Raw genomic sequence first — 25,732 nt, 5'->3', positions numbered from 1 at the left:
TTTCAATGACAATCGGGGATGTGGCTTAATGCCGCATCCCATCATGATGTATATATTTCAACTAGTACGATAGGAGGGAACAAGATGAACAAAGGACGCGTTCTCCAGGTTATGGGTCCGGTTGTTGACGTTAAGTTTGAAAGCGGCAATCTTCCAGAGATCTATAACGCTTTGAAAATTGTAACCAGCGATGCGGATGTGAACATCGAACTAACTCTTGAAGTAGCCCTTCACTTAGGCGATGACACAGTTCGTACAATCGCGATGTCTTCCACAGACGGCCTTAAGCGTGGCGTGGAAGTATTAGATACAGGTGCTCCAATCTCCGTTCCGGTTGGGGACGTAACACTAGGACGTGTATTCAACGTATTGGGTGAGTCAATCGACCTTGACGCTCCAGTTGCTGCTGATGCACGCCGCGATTCAATCCACAGGGAAGCTCCAACATTCGAACAGCTTTCAACTGAGGTTGAAATCCTTGAAACAGGTATCAAGGTAGTTGACCTTCTTGCTCCATATATCAAGGGTGGTAAGATTGGATTGTTCGGTGGTGCCGGTGTAGGTAAAACTGTTCTTATCCAGGAATTGATCAACAACATCGCTCAAGAGCACAGCGGTATCTCCGTATTCGCAGGTGTTGGTGAGCGTACACGTGAAGGTAATGACCTTTACCACGAAATGACTGACTCTGGCGTTATCAAGCAAACAGCGATGGTATTCGGACAGATGAACGAGCCGCCAGGAGCACGTATGCGTGTTGCCCTGACTGGTTTGACAATGGCTGAATATTTCCGTGATGAGCAAGGACAGGACGTTCTTTTCTTCATGGATAACATCTTCCGTTTCACGCAAGCAGGTTCTGAGGTTTCTGCCCTACTTGGCCGTATGCCATCAGCGGTAGGTTACCAGCCGACTCTTGCTACTGAAATGGGTAAATTGCAGGAACGTATCACATCTACTAACGTAGGTTCTGTTACTTCCATCCAGGCGATCTATGTACCAGCCGATGACTACACTGACCCGGCTCCGGCTACAACTTTCGCTCACTTGGATGCAACAACGAACCTTGAGCGTAAGCTTTCTGAAATGGGTATCTACCCTGCGGTGGATCCACTTGCTTCGACTTCACGTGCATTGACACCTGAAATCGTTGGCGAAGACCACTATTCAGTAGCTCGTCGCGTACAGCAAACATTACAGCGTTACAGAGAACTTCAGGATATCATCGCGATCCTTGGTATGGATGAGCTTTCTGACGAAGATAAGCTAACTGTACACCGCGCTCGCCGCATCCAGTTCTACCTGTCACAAAACTTCCACGTAGCCGAACAGTTCACAGGACAAAAAGGTTCTTACGTGCCAGTTAAAGAAACAGTTAAAGGATTCGCTGAAATCCTTGACGGCAAATATGACCACCTTCCAGAAGATGCATTCCGCCTAGTTGGCCGAATCGAAGAAGTTATCGAGAATGCAAAACGTATGGGTGTAGAGGTCTAATAACGGACCAGGAGGGTAAAAAATGAAGACGATTAAAGTCAGTGTTGTTACTCCCGATGGGCCGGTGTATGAATCAGATGTTGAAATGGTAAGCACAAAAGCGAGCACAGGCGAGCTTGGAATCTTGCCAGGCCACATTCCTATGGTTGCACCGCTACAAATTGGCGCTGTCCGTTTGAAAAATGGCAGCAATAGTGAGTTCATTGCAGTCAGCGGCGGCTTCCTCGAGGTCCGTCCTGAGCAGGTAACCATCCTTGCTCAATCTGCAGAACAATCATCTGAAATCGATCTTGAACGTGCATTAAAAGCAAAAGAACGCGCTGAGCAGCGCCTGCATGAAAGAAAGCAGGAGAACATCGACTTCAAGCGTGCAGAACTTGCCCTGCAGCGTGCGATCAATCGTATTTCAGTTGCAGAACGCAGAATTTAATTTTAAGATTAACACCCTCCGGCGCTGCTGGGGGGTGTTTTTATTATGTAGAGTAAGGGGCGGCGGTGGATTTTTTGTTGTGTTGCTGCCAGGTGATTTACAAATGACGCTTCCAGAAAGTTTACAAATCTAGGAGCAGATTCCGTTTCGCTATATAAATAGAAAAGTCGCTATATAAACTAAAAACTCGCTATAAAAATTAAATAATCGCTATAAAAACTAAAAATTCGCTATAAAAACCAATTTTTCGCTATAAAACATATTACTATCAATGTTTAGCCTGGAAATTATGCTGATAATTCAAGTGTGAACTCAAATTTCGGCTGTCTTAATAAAAAAACCCATGTTCAGAGATCAATTCACCACTCAATTCTTTACTCATCGCTCAATTCATTGGCCCAAGCATCACTCAACACTCAATTCACCACTCAACTCCTAAATAATTACCCTCTAAAACTCCCCCTAACCAAAAGTCCACAATTCCGCCATAAACTACGCTGTCACAGAACTTATCAATGTTGACAAACGTCACTGACAACTTAATCCAAATTGTATTTAATATAGAATGTAACCGATTGTCTGCTGCGTTTTACCGTTAAAAGCGCATGCTTCGGAGGCTGCACCCTCCAACCAGGCAGGCGCTCGAAAAAGGCCTGGGCAAAAGAGTAAGAATATATTGTCTTCCATGCAACTAAGTATGAAAGGGGACCCTCTTTCCTCCCGTCTATACAAGCTCAATCAAGAAACTATTTTTCTATTGAAAAAGGCTTGGAAGAAGGTTGCCAGATTGTTCAAAGGCTTGTCGACACACTATTGTAACAATGGTATAATTGTTATCGGTTACAAGATTAAAAAGTATGAAAATTTCACAACATTGGAGGGATGGGCATGGAGCAGTTGAATCTATATCAAAATAACTATTTGATAGTCTTTGTGTTCCTATGTCTCGGGGTATTGCTTCCGATCGTAGCCTTGTTTGCGGCTAAGCTTCTGCGGCCGAAATACAAGCAGGACGAGCGGAAATATACCACCTACGAGAGCGGGATGGAACCGTTCAGCGATGCGCGGGTCCAGTTTAATGTCCGTTATTATGTTTTTGCTCTTATGTTCGTTATTTTTGATGTAGAAACAGCGTTTTTGTATCCATGGGCTGTCGCCTATGAGAAGCTGGGAATCTTCGCATTGATCGAAATGCTGATTTTCGTCGTAATGCTTCTTATCGGACTCATCTACGCATGGAAAAAGAAGGTGCTAAAATGGATTTAAAGTTGGATGATTTCTCACCTGAAGAAGTAGCAGAACTCCAAAGGAATGTATTCGTGACAACTCTTGAGCAGGTAAAAGGCTGGGCCCGCAGCAACTCGATGTGGCCAATGACTTTTGGTCTTGCGTGCTGCGCGATTGAAATGATGGCATCCAGTTCAGCTCACTATGATCTGGACCGTTTCGGGACATTTTACCGGAACTCGCCTCGTCAGTCCGATGTCATGATTGTTTCAGGCACTGTTACGAAGAAAATGGCTCCGACTGTCCGCAGGCTGTACGACCAGCTGGCAGAACCAAAGTGGGTAATCGCGATGGGGTCATGCGCGACAGCAGGCGGTCCATATGTAAAATCATACTCAGTTGTAAAAGGTGTCGATCAGATCGTGCCGGTCGATGTTTACATACCGGGTTGCCCGCCGAATCCAGCAGCATTGATTTACGGGATTAATAAATTAAAAGAAAAAATCCGTTATGAGGCGAAAACCGGGAAGAAGGTGATCTAACCGATGAGCGGGGAAAAGGATTTAGAGCAGATAAAGAGAGAAGCAGCCGAAAAGGCAAAGGAGCTTGCGAAGCAGCGACAGGCTGCTAAACAGGCAGGGGAAGGAAACGACCCGAAAGAGGTTGCCGACAAAGTCGCAGAACCTGAAGTGAAGGAAACCGAGGCAAAGGCAGAAGCACCAGCAGGTGATGACGCCGAACTTGCCAAGAAGAAAGCCGCCGCAGCAGCGAAAGCGAAAGCAGCTGCACTGGCAAAAATGAAGGCGAATGGCCAGGCTGACGAAGCATCGGAATCCAAAGAGGAAGTATCGGCTCCGGTAGAAGGCCAGGACGCTGAATTAGCCAAGAAAAAAGCAGCAGCCGCAGCAAAAGCAAAAGCAGCCGCTCTTGCAAAAATGAAGGCATCCGGACAGGCAGAGGAAAGCACTGAAGAATCTGCAGCGCCTGAAGCTACAGCGGGCGACGACGATGATCTGGCGAAAAAGAAGGCCGCAGCCGTAGCAAAAGCAAAGGCAGCAGCGGCAGCGAAAAGAAAAGCTCAGGAGGCAGGCGCAGCCGGAGAGACAGATGCTCCAGCAGGCGACGATGACCTGGCGAAAAAGAAAGCCGCAGCCGTAGCGAAGGCAAAGGCAGCAGCGGCAGCGAAAAGGAAAGCTCAGGAGGCAGGCGGAGAAGCAGACGCTTCAACGGACGATGATGATCTGGCGAAAAAGAAAGCCGCAGCCGTAGCAAAAGCAAAGGCGGCCGCAGCAGCAAAAGCCAAAGCCGCAGCCGGCGGAGGATCAGCTGACGACGAGAAAGCGAAAGCGATTGCAGCAGCGAAGGCAAAAGCAGCCGCAGCAGCAAAGGCGAAGTCAGCAGCTGGCTCAAAGGCAGGAGCAGAAGAACCTGTTGAAGAGCAAAAGCCATCTCCAAACCAGCCTTACTTGGATAAATATGTAAAAGCGATTACCGACAACCTTGGTGATGATATTTTGGAAGATTCGTATATTAATCCTCTTTCAAAAGATGTCCCGACGCTTGTCGCAAAGAAAGAATCCTATTACCGACTGGCTGAATTCCTGAAGTACAACGAACTATTAGGCTTCGATTACCTATCAGAGCTGCACGGCACTGATTTCCAGACACATATGGAAGTGTATGTTCACTTGTACTCATACAAAAACAGGCAGTCTGTTGCGTTGAAAGTCAAGCTTGACCGCGATGCACCTGTTACCCAGTCCGTCCAGCCTTTATGGGCAGGCGCTGATTGGCCGGAGTGTGAAGCGTACGATCTGCTTGGCATCAAATTCGAAGGCCATCCAAACCTCCATCGCATCATGCTTGGTGAAGACTGGGTAGGCCACCCATTAAGAAAAGACTATGAACCGTATGATGTGGAGGTGTAGCCCGTGATACGCACAGAAGAAATGCTCTTGAACGTGGGCCCGCAGCACCCTAGTACACACGGTGTATTCCGCCTCGTTCTGAAAATTGACGGTGAAATTATCGTTGAAGCAAAACCGGTTATCGGTTATTTGCACCGCGGGACAGAAAAGCTTGCCGAAGACCTGCAATATACACAGATCATTCCATATACAGACAGGATGGACTACGTTTCGGCAATGACGAATAACTACGTAATCGTCCATGCAGTCGAAACGATGATGGGTTTACAGGTGCCTGAACGCGCCGAGTATCTAAGGATACTGGCGATGGAATTGAACAGGGTTGCCAGCCACTTGCTGTGGTGGGGAACATTCATCCTCGACTTCGGTGCGACAAGCCCATTGCTTTATGCATTCCGTGACCGTGAGATGATCCTGAACCTGCTGAATGAATTATCAGGTGCTCGTCTGACGTTCAACTATATGCGTGTAGGCGGCGTTAAATGGGATGCTCCGGAAGGCTGGATTGAAAAGGTGGCAGAGTTTGTCCCTTACCTGAGAGGTCAGCTGAAAGGCTACCACCAATTAGTTTCAGGAAATGAAATCTTCCTTAACCGTACAAAAAACATCGGTACATATACAAAGGAAGACGCAATCAATTACTCATTGAGCGGACCGAACCTGCGCTCAACAGGCGTGAAGTGGGATCTGCGCAAGGATGAGCCGTATTCAATCTATGACCGCTTCGATTTTGACATTGTCACTCGCGAAGAAGGCGACGCGCTTGCCCGTTACCATGTAAGGATGGGTGAAATCGAAGAATCTCTTAAAATCATCGAACAGGCTGTGCAGCAATTCCCGAAAGACGGAGAAATCATAGCCAAGGTTCCAAAAATCATCAAGGCTCCAAAAGGGGAAGCGTTTGTCCGGATCGAAGGCTCCAGGGGCGAAATCGGCTGCTATATTTCCAGCGATGGCAAAAAAGAGCCGTACCGTCTCAAGTTCAGACGACCGAGCTTCTACAATCTGCAAATCCTCCCTAAACTGCTTGAAGGTGAAAGCATCTCAAATCTGATTGCTATTTTAGGAGCGGTTGATATCGTTCTTGGGGAGGTAGACGGATAATGGTTCAGGATCTACTCGAATCAAGCGCAGGCCTAATGAACTTCAGCATCTTCTTCGTCCTGGCTGTCGTCCTGCTGTTCGTAATCCTTGGATTCGTAACGATGGCGATTCTAGCAGAGCGGAAAGTGCTTGGTTTCATGCAGGGCCGTTATGGTCCATCCCATGTCGGCGGTAAATGGGGGCTGTTGCAATCCGTTGCCGACGTTGTGAAGCTACTTGTAAAAGAAGACTTAATTCCAAAAGCAGCGGATAAGCCGCTGTTCATTATCGCGCCGGTCATCGCGTTCGCGCCGTCCTTCATGGTCATGGCGACGATTCCTTTGACTGACAAACTGCAATTCGCTGACTTGAATGTCGGATTCCTTTATTACATCGCCATTTCAGGACTGACAATCGTCGGCATGCTGATGGCAGGCTGGGCATCCAACAACAAGTACTCATTGCTTGGCGGTATGCGTGCTGCGGCACAGATGATTTCCTACGAAATCCCGCTTGTCATGAGCGTGCTTGGAATCGTCCTGTTGACAGGCAGCCTGAACCTCAATGAGATTGTTGCAGCACAAGGTGACAATGGCTGGTTCATCCTATGGCAGCCAATCGCGTTCATCGTGTTCTTTATTGCTGCTACAGCCGAACTGAACAGGGTTCCATTTGACCTTGCAGAAGCGGAAAACGAGCTTGTTGCCGGTTTCCACACAGAGTATTCTGGCTTCCGCTGGGCGATGTTCATGCTTGCTGAATATGTGTATATGTTCGCAATGTCTGCGTTGATCACTGTATTATTCCTTGGAGGCTGGCTGCCGCTGCCGTTCCTTGGCTTCATTCCAGGAGCTGTATGGTTCTCGCTCAAGTTCAGCCTGGTGGTCTATATCCTCATTTGGTTCCGTGCTACGTTCCCGCGTATCCGCGCAGACCAATTGATGGAGTTCGCATGGAAAGTGCTTCTGCCGGTTGCGCTGGCAAACATCTTCCTTACTGCTTTGATTAAAGAATTTTTTCTAAAATAGGAACGGAAGCAGCATTGCTTCCTGCATTAAAGGGGTGAATTACGTGCTAGGATGGACTAAAGGATTAGCTTATACCCTTAAACAACTGACTCGCGAAAAGCTGACTTACGATTATCCAAACGAACCGATTCCGCTTCCTGACAGATTCCGCGGGATCCAGAAGTTTTATCCTGAAAAATGCATCGTCTGCAACCAGTGTGCCAATATTTGCCCGACCGATTGCATTAACTTGACTGGTAAAAAGCATCCTGATCCAACGAAAAAAGGCAAGATCATTGATACGTATGATATCAACTTCGAACTTTGCATCCTCTGTGACCTGTGCACAGAAGTTTGCCCGACTGAAGCGATCATCATGACGAACAACTTTGAGCTTGCTGAATACAGCCGGGATGACTTATTCAAGAACCTGGAATGGCTTGACGAAAACGATGAGAATATACGGAAGGTGAATAAAGCATGACGTTAACAGGCGAATTCTTTGCGTTTATGTCACTTGCTTTAGTGGCGGTAATCGGCGGCGTGCTTTTATTGAACCTCACCAAGGTCATCCACATGGTCGTAGCGCTCGTCTTTACATTCGTCAGTATTGCAGGTATTTATGTGTTGCTGTCCGCTGAATTCCTGGCGGTCATCCAAGTAATGATCTATTCCGGCGCCATCACGATCATGATGCTGTTCGGAATCATGCTTACCCGCCACCATGGGGACGAAGCTGAACCAAAAGGCGGGGTGCTCCGCAAGCTTGCATTACTGCTGGGCGTACTTGGCTTTGGCGCAGCTGTCTATTTCGGAATTTACGACTTGAATTTCGAAGCAGTGCCAAATACACTGCATGAAAATAACACAGAACAAATCGGGGTATCGCTGTATTCGAAATACATCATCCCGTTTGAACTGACATCCGTGATCCTGCTTGCTGCGCTTGTCGGTGCGATCGTATTGGCGCGCAAGGATGACGAAAAGGAGGGTGATCAGGAATGAGTTCTGTTCCGGTTTCAGCCTATCTGGCACTTGCACTTATTCTTTTTTGCATCGGCCTTTACGGTGCGCTGACAAAAAAGAACACGGTTATTGTGCTGATTTCCATCGAATTGATGCTGAATGCGGTCAATATCAATCTGGTAACCTTCAGTAAATACGGAGTGAATCCTTCGATTACTGGCCAGGTTTTCGCGCTGTTCTCCATTGCGGTGGCAGCAGCGGAAGTAGCGGTAGGACTGGCGATCCTGATTTCGCTTTACCGCAACCGCAGAACGGTCAATATCGATGAAATGAATCAGCTGAAAAATTAGGATTGATGGATTTTTCATAGACGGCATTTGCCGCTAAAATCAGAAGATTTCTGTAGCTGGACTGCCCCGTGAAAGACGGGCCTCAATCTGACGGGCGTATATATGATAGATAGCGCGCGTTCAAAAAAGGGGATTGTGATATTAATGGAGAATGCTTGGCTCATTCCGCTGTTCCCGCTTGTATCCTTTCTATTCCTGCTGCTGTTCGGTAAAAAGCTTAAAGAAGCGAGCGCATTCGTTGGGATTCTTGCGACGCTTGCCTCTCTTGTATACTCCATCCTTGTGCTGATCGAGCGCTTCTCGGAGTCTACATTCAAAGCTGAAGCCGTATGGCTGACAATAGGGAATCTGGAACTTACTGCGGGCTTTGAAGTAAATCAATTAAACGCACTGATGCTGGTGATCGTGTCTCTAGTCAGTTTCCTTGTGCATACCTATTCAAAAGGGTATATGCATGGTGATGAGCGCTTCCCGGTTTTCTATGCTTATCTCGGACTATTTACTTTTGCAATGCTTGGTCTTGTAATCTCGCCGAATCTTTTGCAGACCTATATTTTCTGGGAATTGGTCGGTGTAGGTTCATTCCTGTTGATTGGATTCTATTTTTACAAAGAAAGCGCCAAAGCGGCTGCAAAGAAAGCCTTCATCATGACCCGTATCGGGGATGTCGGGCTGCTGATCGGGATGATTCTCTTATTCTGGCAAACTGGCAGCTTCGAATATGATGAAATCTTTGCTGCGGTTGAAGAAGGCGCGATTTCCGGAACGATGATTACCCTTACTGCAATCCTGATCTTCATCGGAGCGGTTGGTAAATCAGGTCAGTTCCCGCTTCATACATGGCTTCCAGACGCGATGGAAGGTCCGACGCCAGTTTCTGCGTTAATCCACGCAGCAACGATGGTAGCGGCCGGTGTTTACTTAGTCGCATCGCTGTTCCCGCTGTTCAATGCGAGTGAAACAGCTATGCTGACTGTTGCAATCATCGGTGCTTTCACAGCGATTTTTGCGGCAACAATCGGCCTTGTCCAGACTGACATCAAGCGTGTTCTTGCATTCTCGACTGTCAGCCAGCTTGGCTATATGATGCTTGCTCTAGGTTCTGCCGGTTATGTTGCCGGAGTATTCCACTTGATGACTCACGCTTTCTTTAAAGCATTGTTATTCCTTGCAGCAGGTAGCGTTATCCATGCTGTACATACTCAGGATATTGAAAAAATGGGCGGGCTTTGGAAAAGGCTTTCGTTCACTGGACCTCTGTTCCTAATTGGAACACTGGCAATCAGTGGTGTCCCATTGTTCTCAGGCTTTTTCAGTAAAGATGAAATTTTGATCGCTGCATGGGCAAGTGGCAATTACCCTTTGTTCTGGCTGGCAGTGATCGCGGCATTCTTCACAGCATTCTATATGTTCCGCTTGTTCTTCATGGTCTTCTCCGGTGAAGCGCGCAGCGAAATGAAGAATGTCCATGAATCGCCATCCGTCATGACTTTGCCTATGGTAGTTTTGGCTGTACTGGCTGTTGTAGCTGGTTATGTCAATACACCTTGGTTTGGCACATTCCTTGGAGACTGGCTCGTTGAAGGCAACGAAGCACTTGGCCACGGCCATATCGAAGGCCCAGCCTGGATCATGATTGTCGCTACAGTTGTCTCCTTGCTCGGCATCCTGCTTGCCTGGATGATGTACAGCAAGAAGTCAATTTCACGCGACTGGCTGTCCAGCAGAGCGCCACTTGCCTATGGCATCGTGAAAAATAAGTACTATATCGATGAAATTTACAATCAAAGCATCGTGTTTGGAGTTAAAGCGATTAGCTTGTTCCTGCGCTTCATTGAGGTATTCCTTGTTGAGGGACTCGTCAAGCTGACAACAGCAGCTGTCCAGGGACTTGGCAAAACCGGTGCGAAAATCCAGAACGGCCAGGTACAGACATACGGCACAATCGCCTTTGTCGGCCTTGCAGTCCTGATTGTCATCTATGCGCTGACAGGGGGGTATTTATAATGGATTTCAACTATTTTCTTACCTTGCTGGTATTCTCCCCTTTACTAGGAATCCTGCTTTTGGCATTCATGCCAAAGGCGAATGAATCAGGCATCAAAATGCTTGGCGTACTGGCAACGCTGCCGTCATTGATCCTTGCGCTGATCGCATACTTTTCGTATCGCGGCGGCAATGATCTCGCTAATTTTTCGGAAAAATTCCGCTGGATCCAATTCGGAGGCCAGGGTGCCGAGCAATCCGGCATGTTCACAGTGAATTACGAACTAGGAATTGATGGATTCGGTTTGATCATGGTGGTTCTCACAGCAGTAATCGCGACGCTTGCGGCTATCGCATCCTTCCATATCAAAAAAGAATGGAAAGGCTACTACATGCTGTTCCTGCTTCTCGAAATCGGGATGCTGGGAGTATTCACATCACAAAACTTGATCCTGTTCTTCCTTTTCTTCGAGATTACCTTGATCCCAATGTTCTTCCTGATTGGAAAATGGGGCTATTACGAAAGAGAAAAGGCTGCTTACAGCTTCTTGATTTATAACGGACTTGGCTCAGCAATTTTGCTGATCGTCATAATGGTGCTATTTGCAAGAACAGGCACATCCAATATCGAAATGCTGTCAGTCATGATGAACACAGAAAACGCGCCGTTGTTCGCGCCGGTTTCCGATTCATTGAAAATGGGATTATTGATCGCATTGCTTGTCGCATTTGGTGTCAAGCTGCCAATCTTCCCGCTGCACAGCTGGATGCTGCGCGTCCACGTTGAAGCGCCGCCATCCATCGTCATGATTCACTCAGGGATCTTGCTGAAGATTGGTGCATTCGGTTTGATCCGCTTCGGGATGGGGATCTTCCCAGAACAATTCGCGGAACTAGCCGTGCTGCTTGCAGTACTGGGTGTTATCAATCTGCTTTACGGAGCATTCCTTGCTTTTATCCAGACAGATTTCAAAATGGTCCTTGCTTACTCTTCTATTTCCCATATGGGGATCGTTTTAATCGGACTTGGAGCATTAAATGAAGCTGGAATTCAAGGTGCTATTTTCCAGGTCGTATCACACGGCTTGATTTCAGCATTACTGTTCTTCCTTGTCGGTGTGCTTTATGAACGCACACACACGACAACACTTGCCAACCTTGGCGGCATGGCAAAAGGAATGCCGCTTGCATCAGGCTTCCTGCTTGCAGGCGCGATGGCATCGCTTGGATTGCCTGGCATGTCAGGATTCGTCAGCGAATTCATGGCATTCCTTGGACTATTCGAAGAAATGCCAATCCTTGCAGCGGTCGGTACAATCGGCATCATCATGACAGCCGTTTACCTGCTGCGCGCAGTCCTCGCCATCACGTATGGCATTGCAGAGCGCGAATTCGTTGGAATTTCTGATATCCGCTCATTTGAATGGGCTCCAGTTTTGGTGCTTATCGGCTTGATCGTTTTGATCGGTGTATATCCAGCTGTTCTAAGCGAACCGCTTCAGGCAACATTAGAGACTATCATGATGGGAATAGGGGGGTGATGAAGGATGGATTTAGATACACTTCTATCATTTGAATGGGGGACGATGACTCCGGAATTCATCATCCTTGGAATTATTGTACTTTTATCAGTCGCTGATTTATTCATGCCAAAGCATGTTGACCGAAAAGTCCTTGGCTGGGTCGGTTTTGCAGGTGTGGTATTGGCGCTGGTTTCACTTGTTACCTTGATTGGTACCGAAACAACATCCATTTTATACGATACATTCCGATTGGATTCATTCGCCATCGCTTTCAAGCTGATCCTTCTTCTGGGAGCAGCACTCGTCATGCTGTTGGCGATCGACTACCGGACGAATGACGGACTTGAGGAATATAAGGGAGAATTTTTCTACCTGTTCCTCACAGCACTGCTTGGTACAATGTTCATGGCATCAAGCGGCGACTTGATCACATTGTTTGTCGGCCTTGAATTGCTGTCCATTCCGTCTTATGTACTTGCCGGAATGCGCAAGCGCAATCTGAAATCGAATGAATCGGCTATGAAATACGTCATTAATGGCGGAATTTCTTCCGCGATCACATTGTTCGGTATGAGCTATGTGTACGGAATCGCCGGATCAACAAACTTGAGAGAAATCGCTCAAGTCTTTGGCGGCCTGAATGACCCGCAGCACATCTACATTCTTGGACTGGCATTCTTCATGATTTTCGTCGGCCTGTCATTCAAGCTGGCATCCGCGCCATTCCATATGTGGGCACCGGATGTTTACGAAGGAGCACCAACTCCAGTGACTGCGTTCCTAAGCGTTGTCTCGAAAACAGCTGGATTTGTGATTATCCTTCGTATCCTGTTATCGATCTTCGGTTATATTCCTGTCGCACAGGAAGACGGACAGCCAATTCCGCTGCTGTTCGCAGTTCAGGATTACATCGCATTCCTGGCTGGGGCAACAATGATCATTGGTAACGTCGTCGCCTTAAGACAGCGCAATATCAAGCGGATGTTCGCCTACTCAAGTATCGCGCATGCCGGTTACATCCTTGTCGCATTGACTGCCATGTCATTCGTGACATTCGATGCCATCTGGTTCTACATGCTGGCCTACGTACTAATGAATTTAGGTGCATTCGCCGTGATCCAGGTTATCACAATGAAAACTGGCTCAGAAGATATCAGCCACTTTGCCGGTCTTTACCGCCGCTCGCCTTTATTAGCTGTCGGAATGGGAATCTTCATCCTGTCACTCGCAGGAATCCCAGGTACAGCAGGCTTCATCGGTAAGCTAAACATCTTCTTGGGAGCATTAATGGTCGACCAGGCACACTACGTCCTTGTATCGATCATGATCGCGACAACAGTCGTATCCTATTTCTACTACTTCGGAGTCATGACGCAAATGTTCTTCCGCCCGGCAGCAAGCGACGAAAAAATCCAACTGCCAGCAGGAACAATAGCCGTCATCCTGATCACAGTAGTCGGAACGATCCTGTTCGGAGTCATGCCAAACCTGGCCATCGACTTCATGCACAGCAACTTCAACCAGTTCGTTGATTTTATGAGATAAGCTCTTTTCGTTAACTTATTGCTTTGATAATTGGGTAGTAAGCTCGAAAAAGCACCAATCATGTTTGGATTTTGGGGAAAATCAATTCATGGAAACAAAGGGGTAAATTCAGCTGGCCTTGCTTTAATAGCAGGCCAGTTTTTTAATTTGTGCCCGTTGAAAGAGGCAATTGGGAACTACGGTCACATGAAGGTTGAACATGTGCCCGTCACAAGAAAGGAAAACCTGTGCCCTTCAGAAGAGGAATCAATAATGACAATGACAAGAAGGAGAAACATGTGCCCAAAAGAGACAATCAAGAACATGAAACTTTCCCGTTTCTGAAACGTCTATATAACAGGTAATCATCGCGTTTATGTTAAAATAAACATGATAAGGGGGGACGATTTATGATAACAGGTTTTGGCGGTTTTGCGCTTACCAGCATTCTTACACATTTGATTTTTATTGCGCTTTCATGGTGGGCCCTTCAGGCACTGCAGTTTGATAAATTGCTCAGAGCTAATCATGTTCTTCAAGCTCGCGTTCTATACATCCTACTTTCCATCGCACTGGGATCCACAGTAAGTAATTTCTTCCTTGATTACCTCCAATGGTCACAGCAGCTCCCGATGATTTTTCAGTAAAGGTCTTTTCGAAAATATTACTGTGCTTTCCACTTAAGAAGTGGCATTATGCCTTCTGAAAGTAGAACTTTTCTGGAGAGAAACCAGCAATTACTGCACGCATTTTGGACTTTTTGTCATACATTACTGTAAAGTCTAAACAAATTGGTAAAAAATTAGGTCTTCATACATGTTTTCAAAATGATTTATTTTGAGTAAAATTGGCTTTGTGCTTGTTTTTTTGCATAAGCATGTTTATTTTTTCACAAACGATAAACACCCGGCCAAGTTGGTACATAGAATGATGTCAAAAAGTGACGAGAATTCCCAAGTATGCGATTTGCTCTCCTGGTAAGAATGGTAATAAGGGGAGAGTGAAAGACATATGAAGAAGATTCCATTTATTTTATCAATTTTTGGCATTATTGGTTTTATTGTGCTTCAAGCTGGGAATAAGACGACTGTAGCTGACGCTAATCACGAAATAAAAACTCTGGCCTCAGTTTTGCAGGACGAAAATATTTTGATCACTGGGTGGTCGGTATATGCAAGGGAAACCCTGGAAGAAGAAAATGTCGACAGACTGGTAAGGGACTTGAAGGCTCAGCTTCCAAATTGGACATGGGAAGGGAGCGATGGAGAAATTACAGCCGTAACGAACTCTCCAGAACTTCAGGAAAAAATTAAAATTGTTTCTACGGACACAAACGGGCCGATACAAACGTATGTCATGTATGAGGTCAGAGGTCGCTACTGGAATAAAAATACAGAAACCTTTTTAAACAAAAATTTACCAGGCAGAATATTTGACATTTTTCGAGGAAATGCCACAACTTTCTCTTGTATTGAAGGCGAGTTCAATGATAAGATAAAATCGGCTTTACCTGTTTATAAAAGTAAATTGCTAAAGGCTTTTAAAGCGGAGGAAGTCGAAGGATTGGAAGAGGAGACATTCATTTCCACATCCGCCGTTTCGCCTTTATTCGACAAGTCACTGAGCAATGAACATGAGATGAATATGCAGCTTGGATTACGGAAAACTGAACGATTGGGCGCAAAGACTACCCTCGTAGTTGGCACACCCATCATAACGATTGAATATTAATATAGAGAAATTGGACGCGGAGGGGAATACACTTGGAAAAAATCATCGTCCGCGGCGGACAAAGGCTAAGCGGTTCTGTAAAGGTTGAAGGAGCTAAGAATGCCGTCTTGCCTGTTATCGCTGCAACATTATTAGCAAGTGACGGAAAAAGCGTAATTCGTGATGTGCCAACTCTCTCCGATGTATATACCATCAACGAAGTATTACGTTCTTTAAACGCCGTAGTGGAGTTTGAAAATAACACGATTACAGTAGATGCATCCAGAGAGTTAAAGATAGAAGCGCCTTTTGAGTATGTACGAAAAATGCGTGCTTCTGTATTGGTAATGGGATCCCTGCTAGCCAGGAATGGCCGTGCTCGCGTAGCGCTGCCAGGCGGCTGCGCAATCGGTTCCCGTCCTATTGACCAGCACCTTAAAGGCTTTGAAGCAATGGGTGCGACTGTCAAGGTAGGAAACGGTTTTATCGAAGCTGAAGCAGTCAATGGTCTGCACGGAGCTAAAATATACCTTGATTTCCCTAGCGTAGGAGCTACGGAAAACATTATGATGGCGGCTGTCCTTGCAAAAGGCACAACGATCATCGAAAACGTCGCAAAAGAACCAGAAATCGTCGACCTTGCCAACTTCCTGAACAAAATGGGAGCGAAGGTCAGAGGTGCCGGCACTGGCACAATCAAAATCGAGGGTGTTGAAGTACTGTTCGGTGCTGACCACAATATCATTCCTGACCGTATTGAAGCAGGAACCTTCATGGTTGCGTCTGCCATCACTGGCGGCAACGTCCTTGTAAAAGGCGCTGTACCTGAACATCTTTCTTCATTGGTTGCCAAGATGGAAGAAATGGGCGTTACGATCATTGAAGAAGAAGAGGGCCTTCGTGTCATCGGGCCTGAAAAATTGAAAGCAGTAGACATCAAGACAATGCCGCACCCTGGCTTCCCGACAGATATGCAATCCCAGATGATGGCATTGCTGTTGCGCGCTCAAGGCACAAGCATGATCACGGAAACTGTTTTCGAAAACCGCTTCATGCACGTGGAAGAATTCCGCCGCATGAACGCAAACATCAAAATCGACGGACGTTCTGTTATCATGAACGGACCATCAAACCTTCAGGGAGCAGAAGTGGCAGCAACTGACCTGCGTGCCGCAGCATCACTGATCCTGACTGGACTTGTAGCAGATGGAGTAACTCGCGTGACAGAGCTTTACCACCTGGATCGCGGCTATGTGAACTTCCATCATAAGCTTGCTGCACTTGGGGCCGACATCGAACGCGTAAGCGAAGTAGAAGAACAGCCAGTAACTGATAAATTAGTCTCAGACATGAACGCATAAGCTAATTTAGTCTCAGACATGAACCATTAAGAATACTACTCAATGAACCGGAGAATTGTGCTTTAACGTATAGTTCTGCGGTTTTTTGATTTTTGGTTGGCATTATTTTAAAAATATCTGTCCAATTTCGACCGACTTATTATGAACGTTTTAAAAGAAAATATACAAATACAGAGCTTTTTCGAAATCTGTCATAAAAGCTTGTCTGCCTCCATATGAATGGAATGAGACGGTTAACGACCGTGAAATTTCATAATGGAGGCTTTTTCTATGTTAAAATTCAAACCACTCATCGTACTAGCTGCAATTCTATTCGCCGTCACACTACTGATCCCATCATTGCTCGTCCTCCCTTTTATGGAAGAAAAGGCAGGCGGAAAGCTGGGGGAAGAGCTGCAAAGCGAAGCGAAGGATGCTGCTGCTGTCCCGACCGCAGACTCTGCTGTTGAGGTAGCCGTTTACAGGACAGCTCTATCAAAAACCGAAAAGCTTCCGCTTGATGAATACTTGATTGGTGTCGTTGCTGCTGAAATGCCCGCCGAGTTCGAGCTGGAGGCATTGAAGGCACAGGCACTGTCGGCAAGGACTTATTATGTAAAACAAATGCTGAGCCCCAATAAAGTAGGCGTACCTGAAGGCGCTCAGTTGAATGATACAGAGATCCACCAGGTATTTAAAAATAAAGAAGAATTGAAAAAGCAATGGGGCGTCGACTACAAATGGAAAATGAAGAAGATTGCAGAGGCTGTGAAAGCCACTGATGGCCAGGTACTCACCTATGACGGCTCACCGATTGATGCTACCTTCTTCTCTACCTCTAATGGCTTTACGGAGAACTCAGAGGAATACTGGTCAAACTCGCTGCCGTATTTGCGGAGTGTAGAAAGCCCATGGGATCTGCAATCGCCGAAGTTCCGGAGCCAGTCCGTGATGACCGTAGCCGAGGTCGAATCTAAGCTTGGCGTCAAGCTGCCGAACAGTCCGGAGATCGGCAAGGTCATCTCAAGAACATCAGGCAACCGCGTTGCGAAAATCGATATCGGGGGCAAAGTCCTCACAGGTAAAGAAGTCCGTGAAAAACTAGGCCTTCGCTCAAGCGACTTCTCCTGGGAATTAAAAGGCGGTAACGTCGTCATCACCACCGAAGGCTTCGGCCACGGCGTCGGCATGAGCCAATACGGAGCCAACGGCATGGCCACCGAAGGAAAGAACTATCAAGACATCGTCAAGCACTACTACAAAGGCGTTGAGATCAGCGAAGCCGATAGCATGCTGACGAAGGTGACAGCGAAGAAATAATTACCAGGCCAGGGCAAAAAGCGCCCTGGCTTTTTAGCGCGATTGGCTGTGCGTAGGAAATTTATTTTTTCGCAGGATTAAAGAACGTTTCGATGTCTGGTGGCATGTGGTAGATGCGGCCATTAGTCATGCCTGTGAAGGGGAGATTCAATGAAATTAAAAGATCACTGGCTGTTTTTGATGAAATGCCGCTGCAAAATTCTCTGCACCTCTGATTCTTAATTGTTGGACTAATAAGGAGGAAAAACTCTTTTACAGTCTTATGGTGAGCATTTTTGGACTTATGCCCGCACACCGGACAACGCCAGACCCATTTTTCGCGATTCATTCCATATGATAAACAAGACGGACATTGTACGCCTTTTTGGAGATCATCCGGGGTAAGTGAATATTGTTTAAGAATGTCAGGGTAGTGAGGAGTATGATTCTTTAAAAGTGACTTGGATAGCTTTTTTACTTCTTTATCAGTAAAGTTTGGATTTGAAGTGGTATCGTCGATTTGAAGAACGCGGCTTAATAATACATCACCTTTCACAATTATATTATTCAGGGAGCGGTCACTCACCTTGATAATGGTAGAGGAATTACTGATGGCTACAAACTGGTATATCGGAGGGACAGTGAACTTATGGTTTTGCAGCCATCCTTTCAAATGCCATGCTTGCATACGAACCTGGTTAATGGGATTATCGTATGATTTCTCCTGATCATTCTTTGTTTGAATCATTTGTTCGGAATGCTTGTCGAAGAAAAGGGTTCCGGAAAAGGCTTTTGTTTCAATTAGTAGGATATAACGAAGAGTTAGGATGAGGGTATCTATCTGGAAAGGCCATTCTCCATCTAGGAGGCGTAAATCACGAAAAATATGGAACCCTTTTTCGGGTAAAAAACTCAGGCGGTAATCCGTTTGCAATTCACCCTTATATCCAGCGCGTCGAGCTTTGTAATCTTGTTCAATTAGTGGGATTTTTGGATGATTTGGTTTAATTCTTTCCATTAAAGCCTCATACATGAGAAGACGGATGGGATATGTCCTTCCTTTTTCAATCAATTTGGTCACTTCCTTATTAGTTTTCATTTGAATTCTTTATCTACACTGAAAATACCTACCGAAATAACCGTTTTATTATGAAAGTTTTATGTCAGAACTATTAATTCTACGGTTGGGAGCAATAATTTAACGGTTGTAGCGAGGAATTTAACGGTTGAGCAAAAAAATTTAACGGTTGCAGCACTTTTTTTAACGGTTGGAGAAATGAGTCACTACTAAAACACAAAAAGCCAGCCCCATTAACAAGGCCAGCCCCTTAAAAACCGTAAATAATTACAATCTAAATACTAACCCCAGCTAATATCCCCGAACTCTCTCCTCAATCCCACGCAAAACCCTCCCCAGCCGCGGGAACTTGCCGCTGAAGTATGCATGATGGATGAAGTGTGAGGCCGCTAAAACCCCAATTACGTCTTTTATAAAATCAATCACAGTTGCGGATCGGTACGGGACGAAGCTTTGGTGAACCTCGTCTAGCAGTCCGTACAGGATCGCCACGCCCATGAAAGCAAAGCTCATTACCGGTGTAAAGCGCCCGGTCGTTAACGCGGCCAGAACAAGCAGCACATACAGAATCCCGAACTCTACAAGATGGAGTGATTCTTTTATAAAACGATCCACGCCCTGATTGGGCAGCTCGACCAATGCATCAGCAGGATTGCTGGACATGATCCAGATAGCCGCCATATAGAACAGCGGAAGAATGCGTAAAAACCATACTAATAACTTTTTCATGGTGATACCTCACTTTATAGTAGTAACCCGTACATTGATAAAAACAGACTTGTTATAGTAGTAACTCGTCATTGCGGAACCCCCGAATCAACTGTATCTCAATCCCCAAAACCCACCAAAAAAACTTTTTTGCATAAAATCCTTACCTTTGTCGAAAAATAAGCAGTAAAAAATTTTTCAACTCTATGTATATATTTTTTCGCTTCTGTTCAAACTGATTGCTGAGGTGATGAAAATGAGAGAGGAAGAAAAAAGATCTTCTCAAGACAAAAGCAAGAACAGCTTTTTCAAGAAGCGGTGGGTGTATCCAACAGTTTATATTGCTAGTGCCGCAATCATTCTAACTGGTGTCCTATGGTATCAAAACAGCGGAACCGATCAGCTGGATCAGTCGGAATACAAAGCGACTGACATGCCTGGCAAAAAGATGAATGACCAGCCAGCAGTTGAAGTGAACCGCGCGATGGAGAACTTTGTAATGCCAGTGGTGAATGAAGACGATGCAGTCGTCCAAATGCAATTCTATGACAATGACGGCGACGCGGCTGAGCAAGAAGCAGCTCTAGTGTTCTATGATAATACGTACCATCCGAACACTGGGTTAGACATTGCTTCAAAAGATGGCAAGGAATTTGATGTAATCGCATCACTAAGCGGTACCGTCAAAAATGTCATGGAAGACGCAGTGCTTGGAAATGTCATTGAAATCGAGCATGACAAAGGTATTGTAACACAATATCAGTCAGTGAAAGACTACCAAGTTAAGGTTGGCGACCAGGTTGAGCAAGGACAAGTCATTGCGAAATCCGGAACAAGCTTGATCAATGAGAAGGCTGGCAACCACGTTCACTTTGAGATCCGCAAGGACAATGTACCAGTCAATCCGCATGAGTACTTCAACAAGCCTCTAAGCGCATTGCAGGACGCAAATGTGACAGAAGAGAAAGCTTCTTCTGATGCAGATGCAGGCAAGTCTGAAGATGCTGCCGAAGAAGATGTGGAAGGAAGCTCAGAGGAAGACGCTGAAGGCACAACTCCATCAGAGGAAGACGCTGAAGGCACAACTCCAGCGGAAGACAAGCCTGCTGAAGGCGGCTCTGATAAAAAAGACGAAGATAAGGATGCAGGAGAAGATACAGACAAAGACTCTTCAACTGACTCTGACACTTCAACCAACTCTTAATAAAATCTAAATTCTCGAACCTGCCTTGCTATAAAGGCGGGTTTTTTTATTGGATTAATCAGAATAGCTCTAATGTATTGAAATAGAAATTTTTAAGAAAGCCGGAGGTTTATCTAAATGGAAATTGTATGGTAAAATCAGACAAGAGGAGGGATACATATGAAACGGGTACTATTAATACTTTTGTCGGTTGTCATTGCCGCCATCATTTCCGGCTGCAGCAAGGAGCCGACTCCCGAAGAACGGTTTTCCCAATACGTAAAGCTCTGGAATGATCAAAAGTTTGATGAGATGTATGGATTTTTATCAGAAAAAGCGAAGGATTCCATCTCCAAGGAGGATTTCGTCTCTCGCTATAATAAAATTTACAAAGATTTAGAGATCGGCGAGCTGAAGGTCAGCTACAATCAGCCTGAAGAAGAGCAGGAGCATGAAGCAAATGCAGAACTTCCTTTTTCGGCTAAAATGAACAGCGCTGCTGGTCCAATCGAATTCGACCATAATGCTGCTCTTGTAAAAGAAGAACGTGAAGATGAGACCAATTGGTATGTCGACTGGAATACGACGTACATTTTCCCAGAGCTCGAAGCAGGGGATAAAATCAGCTTCAAAAATGTTCAGGCAGAACGCGGCAGCATCCTTGACCGCGCCGGGAATGGACTCGCGATCAATGGGACGGCTGTCCAGATCGGAGTGGTCCCTGGCAAGTTGGGGGAGCCAAAAGAGCAGACAATCACCAAGCTTGCGGAGCTGCTCGACATGTCGGAGGAGCAAATCAACAAGGCAATGAATGCCGGCTGGGTAAAACCTGAATTGTTCGTGCCGCTGAAAAAAGTTTCGAAGACAGATAAAGGGCTTCATGAAAAATTATTTGCACTTAATGGCGTGACAAGTCAGATGGTCGGTGCCCGTGAGTATCCATACGGAGAGGCATTGTCCCATTTGATCGGGTATGTCGGCCCAATCCTCGCCGATGACCTGGAAAAACTGGAGGGTAAAGGCTACACCGCAACCGACCTAATCGGCCGCCGCGGCCTTGAACAGGTTCTCGAAGAACAGTTAAAAGGAACAAACGGAGTCAGAATCTCGATTGTAAAAGAGGATGGAACGGTCAAGACGCTTGCTGAAAAGCCAGTGGAAAATGGGAAGGATATCCAGCTGACGATCGATGTTGTCGCACAGCAGCAATTATACGACCAGCTAAAAGGAAAAGCAGGCACAGCATCGGCCATCAATCCGACCACAGGTGAGACGCTGGCATTGGTCAGCTCGCCCGGGTTCGACCCGAATGAAATGGCACTCGGAATCTCGCAAAACAGACGGAAAATGCTAGAAGACAATCCGCTCATGCCGACGCTTAATAGATTCAAGATGACTTATGTGCCGGGCTCTGTAATCAAGCCGATCACAGCGGCAATCGGCCTTGAGAGCGGAAAGCTCCAGTTGGATACTGCTTTTGAAATCACCGGGAAACAGTGGAGTAAGGACGCTTCATGGGGCGGCTATAAAGTGACGAGATATTCCAATGTGGTAGGCAGCATCAACCTCGAAAAAGCGCTGGTCTATTCGGATAATATTTACTTTGCGAGGGCAGCGCTCGGAATGGGTCAGGATACTTTTACAGAAGGGTTGAAGAAATTCGGCTTTGAAGATCAGCCGGAATACCTCTATCCGATCGAGCCGTCGCAAATCGGCAAGATTGACAGCGAAATCAGCCTGGCGGACTCTGCCTATGGGCAGGGGCAGGTTGAAATGAATATTCTGCATCTTGCAGCGACGTATTCACCATTCGTCAACGAGGGCAACCTCATTAAACCAATTTTGAATATGGAAGATAAACAGGGACAAATCTGGCAGGAAGGCCTGGTCAGCCCAGCCAATGCAGCGGCTCTAAGCAACATGCTGACAAAGGTCATCACCGATCCTAAAGGAACAGCACACAATGGCCTGATCGCCAACTATCCGCTCGCCGGTAAAACGGGCACAGCAGAAATCAAGGAAAAGCAGGGCGATAAGGGCCGGGAGCTCGGGTGGTTCGTCGCCTATAACCCGCAATCCGCCGATATGATCGTCGCAATGATGATCGAGGATTCCGGGTCAAAGGATGTCGTGACCCGAGTGAAGGAATTTTATGAATTAAGACTTCAGAATGGAATGTAGGAAAGTCCGGCCGATTCGGGCCGGGCTTTGTTTTTGGATTTTTGTTTAGAATTTTCAATTATTTTGATATAATATTTCGTAAGACGAAAATTACTAGGGGGAATCAAAATGTCTTTGCATACATATCCTTATCCTTCTCAGCGGATGGCATCGGTGGCGCGCAAGGGGATGGTTGCTACGTCACAGCCGCTTGCTGCGCAGGCAGGGCTTGATATTTTAAAAAAGGGCGGAAACGCGATTGATGCTGCGATCGCAACGGCGGCATGCCTGACGGTTGTGGAGCCGACGTCCAACGGCATTGGCGGCGACGCGTTCGCGCTTGTCTGGGTAAAAGACAAGCTATATGGCTTGAATGCGAGCGGTCCTGCTCCACAATCGATTTCAATCGAAAAAGTGAAGAAGCTTGGCCATGAAAAAATGCCTTCGCATGGCTGGATTCCGGTCACGGTACCGGGAGCGCCGTCAGCGTGGGCGGAGTTATCGAAAAAATTTGGGCGCCTGCCGCTTACGGAAGTGCTGCAGCCAGCAATTGATTATGCGCGCAATGGGTACCCGCTGACTCCTATTCTCGCAAAATATTGGAAGGGTGCTTATAATGCCTACAAGACTCGCTTCCAGGGCGAGGAGTACGATGAGTGGTTCCGTGTCTTCGCTCCTGATGGCAGAGTTCCTGAAGCAGGCGAGATGTGGAAATCGGAGGACCATGCGAACACACTCCAGGAAATTGCCGAAACGAATGGGGAAAGCTTTTACAGGGGTGCGCTGGCTGATAGAATCGCTGAAGCCTCTGAAAAAGCAGGAGCATTCCTGAGTAAATCCGACCTTGAAAACTATCATCCTGAATGGGTGGAACCGATCTCTGTTTCATACCGCGGTCATGACGTTTGGGAAATCCCGCCGAACGGCCAAGGAATCGTTGCCTTGATGGCATTGAATATTTTAAAAGGATACGAGTTTACCCATCGCGATGACGTCCAGGGTGTCCATCTTCAGCTGGAAGCGATGAAGCAGGCGTTCACGGATGGCAAGGAATATGTGACCGACCCTAAGACAATGCAGGCGAAGGTAGCAGACCTCCTGTCAGAAGAGTACGGGGAGGACGCTCGTGCGAAAATTTCCGATGAAGCGAGAATGCCTGAACCTGGCCAGCTCCCTAAAGGCGGAACGGTGTATCTGTCGACTGCCGATGGCGAAGGCAATATGGTTTCGTTCATTCAGAGCAACTATATGGGCTTCGGCTCAGGTGTTGTCGTTCCTGGCACGGGAATCGGCCTGCAAAACCGCGGTCATGACTTCTCGCTTGACCCGAATCATGCGAACGCGCTGGCTCCGGGCAAAAAGACATACCACACGATCATTCCCGGCTTCATCACAAAGGATGGCCAGGCTGTCGGCCCGTTTGGCGTGATGGGCGGCTATATGCAGCCGCAGGGACATGTCCAGGTGGCAATGAATATGATCGACTTTGGCTTGAATCCGCAGGCTGCACTTGATGCACCGCGTTGGCAGTGGATCAGCGGCAAGCAAATCGAAGTCGAGCACAACTTCCCAAATCATATCGTCAAGGAGCTTGCGGCACGCGGACATCAGTTGAAGGTAGCATATGATGGCGGAAGCTTTGGCCGCGGCCAGGTCATTGTCCGCAATCCAGAAACCGGCGTCCTGACCGGCGGAACCGAAATGCGGACCGACGGCGCCATTGCCTGCTGGTAAATTATATTCCTATGAAGGAACACTCAAAGGCGAGTGTTCCTTTTACTATTCTGAAAATCATTACAAACAGAGCAATTCTATGGAAACAAGCTAAAAAATTTTTTTCGACAAACTCCCATACCTTAGACTCCGTCAAACCCTTACTGTGACTAACGTATTTCCCACGGTCTGAAAAATATCGACACAGAAAGCGATTACATTTTTTAAAAATAACGTATTGACCTGCCTGGACATTATATGGATAATTAAATTAAATTTTCTAAAGATTTAGTTAAATAAATAATTATTCATATATATGCAAAAAACTTTTACGCAGGAGGAATCAACGTGATCATTCTAATTGGCCTGCTGGTGATTACCGGCATAAGCCTTTTCATGGGTTTAAGAAAAAACAAGTTAATTTACCTGGCAGTCCCGTTCCTGAGCATATTTCTCTACTTCCTCATCCAAATCATCATGGTACCGGCTCCATTTTTTGAAACGGTTAAATTCATCTTCAGCTTAAGTTAATTCACTCAAAGTTAAATTCATTTTCATAAGTATCAACTTTGCCTGGCGCAAGGTTCATATAATTAAAATTTATAAAAATAAGGGAGTGAAGAAAGCTTTCAATGTAAGGCTGTGTCTGTCATTCATGAAGGATTATACAAAGGGGATAAGCAAAACCAAAGGGGTGTAAATGTGAAGAAAATTGATAAGTCAGTTGCTGACGCGTATTTCCGTGAAAAAACCCGTAACATGATCATCTATTTCATCGTCTGGTTCCTCGTTTCGTTCGGCGCGGTCATGATTGCCGAACCACTGAGCGAGATTTCAATCGGCGGCTTCCCGTTCCACTATTTCATGGGAGCGCAGGGGGCAGTGGTCACGTTCATCATTCTGCTGTTTGTCAACGCCAAACTTAGCGATGGCATCGACAAGAAGTATGGAATCGATGAGGAGAAGAACGTCAAGCTGAGCGAAGGAAAGAGCCTGGATCACTAAAGTCACGGAGAAAGT

The 25,732-nt window shown here is 46.4% G+C and carries 24 protein-coding genes; 22 read left to right on the top strand and 2 right to left on the bottom strand.

Features of this window, described 5'->3' with window-relative positions; genetic code table 11:
* Positions 1 to 84: 84 nt before the first annotated feature.
* The 17 genes from atpD to spoIID all read left to right on the top strand — a co-directional run bounded on the left by atpD (position 85) and on the right by spoIID (position 17,891).
* Complete coding sequence (gene atpD, locus FOF60_RS23265) at positions 85 to 1,497, top strand: F0F1 ATP synthase subunit beta (RefSeq protein ID WP_167831110.1); 1,413 nt, start codon at positions 85 to 87, stop codon at positions 1,495 to 1,497.
* 22 nt (positions 1,498 to 1,519) lie between these two features.
* On the top strand, positions 1,520 to 1,927 hold the full coding sequence (locus tag FOF60_RS23260; RefSeq protein ID WP_192471854.1) for a F0F1 ATP synthase subunit epsilon: 408 nt from the start codon (positions 1,520 to 1,522) through the stop codon (positions 1,925 to 1,927).
* A gap of 888 nt (positions 1,928 to 2,815) precedes the next feature.
* Positions 2,816 to 3,193: an NADH-quinone oxidoreductase subunit A gene (locus tag FOF60_RS23255; RefSeq protein ID WP_023613586.1), complete on the top strand. Its 378-nt coding sequence runs from the start codon at positions 2,816 to 2,818 to the stop codon at positions 3,191 to 3,193.
* A complete protein-coding gene (locus FOF60_RS23250; RefSeq protein WP_023613587.1) occupies positions 3,184 to 3,696 on the top strand; it encodes a NuoB/complex I 20 kDa subunit family protein in 513 nt (170 codons plus the stop codon). The genes FOF60_RS23255 and FOF60_RS23250 overlap by 10 nt, the downstream gene beginning before the upstream one ends.
* A gap of 3 nt (positions 3,697 to 3,699) precedes the next feature.
* Positions 3,700 to 5,082: an NADH-quinone oxidoreductase subunit C gene (locus tag FOF60_RS23245; protein ID WP_192471855.1), complete on the top strand. Its 1,383-nt coding sequence runs from the start codon at positions 3,700 to 3,702 to the stop codon at positions 5,080 to 5,082.
* A gap of 3 nt (positions 5,083 to 5,085) precedes the next feature.
* A complete protein-coding gene (locus FOF60_RS23240) occupies positions 5,086 to 6,186 on the top strand; it encodes an NADH-quinone oxidoreductase subunit D (RefSeq protein WP_192471856.1) in 1,101 nt (366 codons plus the stop codon).
* Complete coding sequence (gene nuoH, locus FOF60_RS23235; protein WP_192471857.1) at positions 6,186 to 7,193, top strand: NADH-quinone oxidoreductase subunit NuoH; 1,008 nt, start codon at positions 6,186 to 6,188, stop codon at positions 7,191 to 7,193. The genes FOF60_RS23240 and nuoH overlap by 1 nt, the downstream gene beginning before the upstream one ends.
* A 43-nt stretch (positions 7,194 to 7,236) precedes the next feature.
* Entirely contained in the window at positions 7,237 to 7,656 is a 420-nt protein-coding gene (gene nuoI / locus FOF60_RS23230; RefSeq protein ID WP_023613591.1) for an NADH-quinone oxidoreductase subunit NuoI, read from the top strand.
* Positions 7,653 to 8,177, top strand: coding sequence for an NADH-quinone oxidoreductase subunit J (locus tag FOF60_RS23225; protein ID WP_192471858.1), 525 nt, complete (start codon positions 7,653 to 7,655; stop codon positions 8,175 to 8,177). The genes nuoI and FOF60_RS23225 overlap by 4 nt, the downstream gene beginning before the upstream one ends.
* The gene (nuoK, locus tag FOF60_RS23220; protein WP_023613593.1) at positions 8,174 to 8,488 is read left to right on the top strand and encodes an NADH-quinone oxidoreductase subunit NuoK; all 315 of its coding nucleotides are present in this window, start codon (positions 8,174 to 8,176) and stop codon (positions 8,486 to 8,488) included. The genes FOF60_RS23225 and nuoK overlap by 4 nt, the downstream gene beginning before the upstream one ends.
* A gap of 144 nt (positions 8,489 to 8,632) precedes the next feature.
* The gene (gene nuoL, locus FOF60_RS23215) at positions 8,633 to 10,495 is read left to right on the top strand and encodes an NADH-quinone oxidoreductase subunit L (protein WP_192471859.1); all 1,863 of its coding nucleotides are present in this window, start codon (positions 8,633 to 8,635) and stop codon (positions 10,493 to 10,495) included.
* Positions 10,495 to 12,015, top strand: coding sequence for an NADH-quinone oxidoreductase subunit M (locus FOF60_RS23210; protein WP_192471860.1), 1,521 nt, complete (start codon positions 10,495 to 10,497; stop codon positions 12,013 to 12,015). The genes nuoL and FOF60_RS23210 overlap by 1 nt, the downstream gene beginning before the upstream one ends.
* Positions 12,016 to 12,021: 6 nt before the next feature.
* Positions 12,022 to 13,542: an NADH-quinone oxidoreductase subunit NuoN gene (gene nuoN, locus FOF60_RS23205; RefSeq protein ID WP_192471861.1), complete on the top strand. Its 1,521-nt coding sequence runs from the start codon at positions 12,022 to 12,024 to the stop codon at positions 13,540 to 13,542.
* Between the two features lie 389 nt (positions 13,543 to 13,931).
* Positions 13,932 to 14,168 (top strand): DUF1146 family protein, encoded by a 237-nt coding sequence (locus FOF60_RS23200; RefSeq protein ID WP_192471862.1) that lies wholly within the window; start codon positions 13,932 to 13,934, stop codon positions 14,166 to 14,168.
* A 364-nt stretch (positions 14,169 to 14,532) separates the two neighbouring features.
* On the top strand, positions 14,533 to 15,252 hold the full coding sequence (locus FOF60_RS23195) for a YwmB family TATA-box binding protein (protein ID WP_192471863.1): 720 nt from the start codon (positions 14,533 to 14,535) through the stop codon (positions 15,250 to 15,252).
* Between the two features lie 32 nt (positions 15,253 to 15,284).
* Complete coding sequence (gene murA, locus FOF60_RS23190; RefSeq protein ID WP_192471864.1) at positions 15,285 to 16,592, top strand: UDP-N-acetylglucosamine 1-carboxyvinyltransferase; 1,308 nt, start codon at positions 15,285 to 15,287, stop codon at positions 16,590 to 16,592.
* Positions 16,593 to 16,862: 270 nt separating this feature from the next.
* Entirely contained in the window at positions 16,863 to 17,891 is a 1,029-nt protein-coding gene (gene spoIID, locus FOF60_RS23185; RefSeq protein WP_192471865.1) for a stage II sporulation protein D, read from the top strand.
* A gap of 61 nt (positions 17,892 to 17,952) precedes the next feature.
* Here the strand turns inward: spoIID and FOF60_RS23180 are convergent, their stop codons facing one another.
* Complete coding sequence (locus tag FOF60_RS23180; protein WP_192471866.1) at positions 17,953 to 18,942, bottom strand: nuclease-related domain-containing protein; 990 nt, start codon at positions 18,940 to 18,942, stop codon at positions 17,953 to 17,955.
* 297 nt (positions 18,943 to 19,239) lie between these two features.
* On the bottom strand, positions 19,240 to 19,629 hold the full coding sequence (locus FOF60_RS23175; protein WP_319801552.1) for a VanZ family protein: 390 nt from the start codon (positions 19,627 to 19,629) through the stop codon (positions 19,240 to 19,242).
* 283 nt (positions 19,630 to 19,912) lie between these two features.
* On the opposite strand from FOF60_RS23175, the gene FOF60_RS23170 reads away from it, so the two are divergent.
* From FOF60_RS23170 to FOF60_RS23150, 5 genes are all read left to right on the top strand, one after another.
* The gene (locus tag FOF60_RS23170; RefSeq protein WP_192471868.1) at positions 19,913 to 20,860 is read left to right on the top strand and encodes a stage II sporulation protein SpoIIQ; all 948 of its coding nucleotides are present in this window, start codon (positions 19,913 to 19,915) and stop codon (positions 20,858 to 20,860) included.
* A 159-nt stretch (positions 20,861 to 21,019) separates the two neighbouring features.
* Positions 21,020 to 23,020 carry a penicillin-binding transpeptidase domain-containing protein gene (locus FOF60_RS23165; RefSeq protein WP_192471869.1) on the top strand — a complete coding sequence of 667 codons (2,001 nt, stop codon included), beginning with the start codon at positions 21,020 to 21,022 and terminating at the stop codon, positions 23,018 to 23,020.
* Between the two features lie 108 nt (positions 23,021 to 23,128).
* Positions 23,129 to 24,733 (top strand): gamma-glutamyltransferase, encoded by a 1,605-nt coding sequence (gene ggt, locus FOF60_RS23160; protein WP_192471870.1) that lies wholly within the window; start codon positions 23,129 to 23,131, stop codon positions 24,731 to 24,733.
* Between the two features lie 327 nt (positions 24,734 to 25,060).
* Positions 25,061 to 25,243 carry a hypothetical protein gene (locus FOF60_RS23155; RefSeq protein WP_167831127.1) on the top strand — a complete coding sequence of 61 codons (183 nt, stop codon included), beginning with the start codon at positions 25,061 to 25,063 and terminating at the stop codon, positions 25,241 to 25,243.
* Positions 25,244 to 25,414: 171 nt separating this feature from the next.
* Entirely contained in the window at positions 25,415 to 25,717 is a 303-nt protein-coding gene (locus FOF60_RS23150) for a DUF4212 domain-containing protein (RefSeq protein ID WP_192471918.1), read from the top strand.
* Positions 25,718 to 25,732 lie beyond the last annotated feature (15 nt).

The organism is Mesobacillus jeotgali, assembly GCF_014856545.2.
Lineage (GTDB): Bacteria > Bacillota > Bacilli > Bacillales > Cytobacillaceae > Mesobacillus.
The sequence above is the reverse complement of the archived record's forward strand: the minus strand, read 5'-3'. Positions and strand labels throughout refer to the sequence as shown.

Coding starts and splice junctions, on each gene's coding strand:
- atpD (WP_167831110.1), top strand. CDS start 85: ATGAACAAAGGACGCGTTCTCCAGGTTATGGGTCCGGTTGTTGACGTT.
- FOF60_RS23260 (WP_192471854.1), top strand. CDS start 1,520: ATGAAGACGATTAAAGTCAGTGTTGTTACTCCCGATGGGCCGGTGTAT.
- FOF60_RS23255 (WP_023613586.1), top strand. CDS start 2,816: ATGGAGCAGTTGAATCTATATCAAAATAACTATTTGATAGTCTTTGTG.
- FOF60_RS23250 (WP_023613587.1), top strand. CDS start 3,184: ATGGATTTAAAGTTGGATGATTTCTCACCTGAAGAAGTAGCAGAACTC.
- FOF60_RS23245 (WP_192471855.1), top strand. CDS start 3,700: ATGAGCGGGGAAAAGGATTTAGAGCAGATAAAGAGAGAAGCAGCCGAA.
- nuoH (WP_192471857.1), top strand. CDS start 6,186: ATGGTTCAGGATCTACTCGAATCAAGCGCAGGCCTAATGAACTTCAGC.
- FOF60_RS23225 (WP_192471858.1), top strand. CDS start 7,653: ATGACGTTAACAGGCGAATTCTTTGCGTTTATGTCACTTGCTTTAGTG.
- nuoK (WP_023613593.1), top strand. CDS start 8,174: ATGAGTTCTGTTCCGGTTTCAGCCTATCTGGCACTTGCACTTATTCTT.
- nuoL (WP_192471859.1), top strand. CDS start 8,633: ATGGAGAATGCTTGGCTCATTCCGCTGTTCCCGCTTGTATCCTTTCTA.
- FOF60_RS23210 (WP_192471860.1), top strand. CDS start 10,495: ATGGATTTCAACTATTTTCTTACCTTGCTGGTATTCTCCCCTTTACTA.
- nuoN (WP_192471861.1), top strand. CDS start 12,022: ATGGATTTAGATACACTTCTATCATTTGAATGGGGGACGATGACTCCG.
- FOF60_RS23200 (WP_192471862.1), top strand. CDS start 13,932: ATGATAACAGGTTTTGGCGGTTTTGCGCTTACCAGCATTCTTACACAT.
- FOF60_RS23195 (WP_192471863.1), top strand. CDS start 14,533: ATGAAGAAGATTCCATTTATTTTATCAATTTTTGGCATTATTGGTTTT.
- spoIID (WP_192471865.1), top strand. CDS start 16,863: ATGTTAAAATTCAAACCACTCATCGTACTAGCTGCAATTCTATTCGCC.
- FOF60_RS23175 (WP_319801552.1), bottom strand. CDS start 19,629: ATGGCGGCTATCTGGATCATGTCCAGCAATCCTGCTGATGCATTGGTC.
- FOF60_RS23170 (WP_192471868.1), top strand. CDS start 19,913: ATGAGAGAGGAAGAAAAAAGATCTTCTCAAGACAAAAGCAAGAACAGC.
- FOF60_RS23165 (WP_192471869.1), top strand. CDS start 21,020: ATGAAACGGGTACTATTAATACTTTTGTCGGTTGTCATTGCCGCCATC.
- ggt (WP_192471870.1), top strand. CDS start 23,129: ATGTCTTTGCATACATATCCTTATCCTTCTCAGCGGATGGCATCGGTG.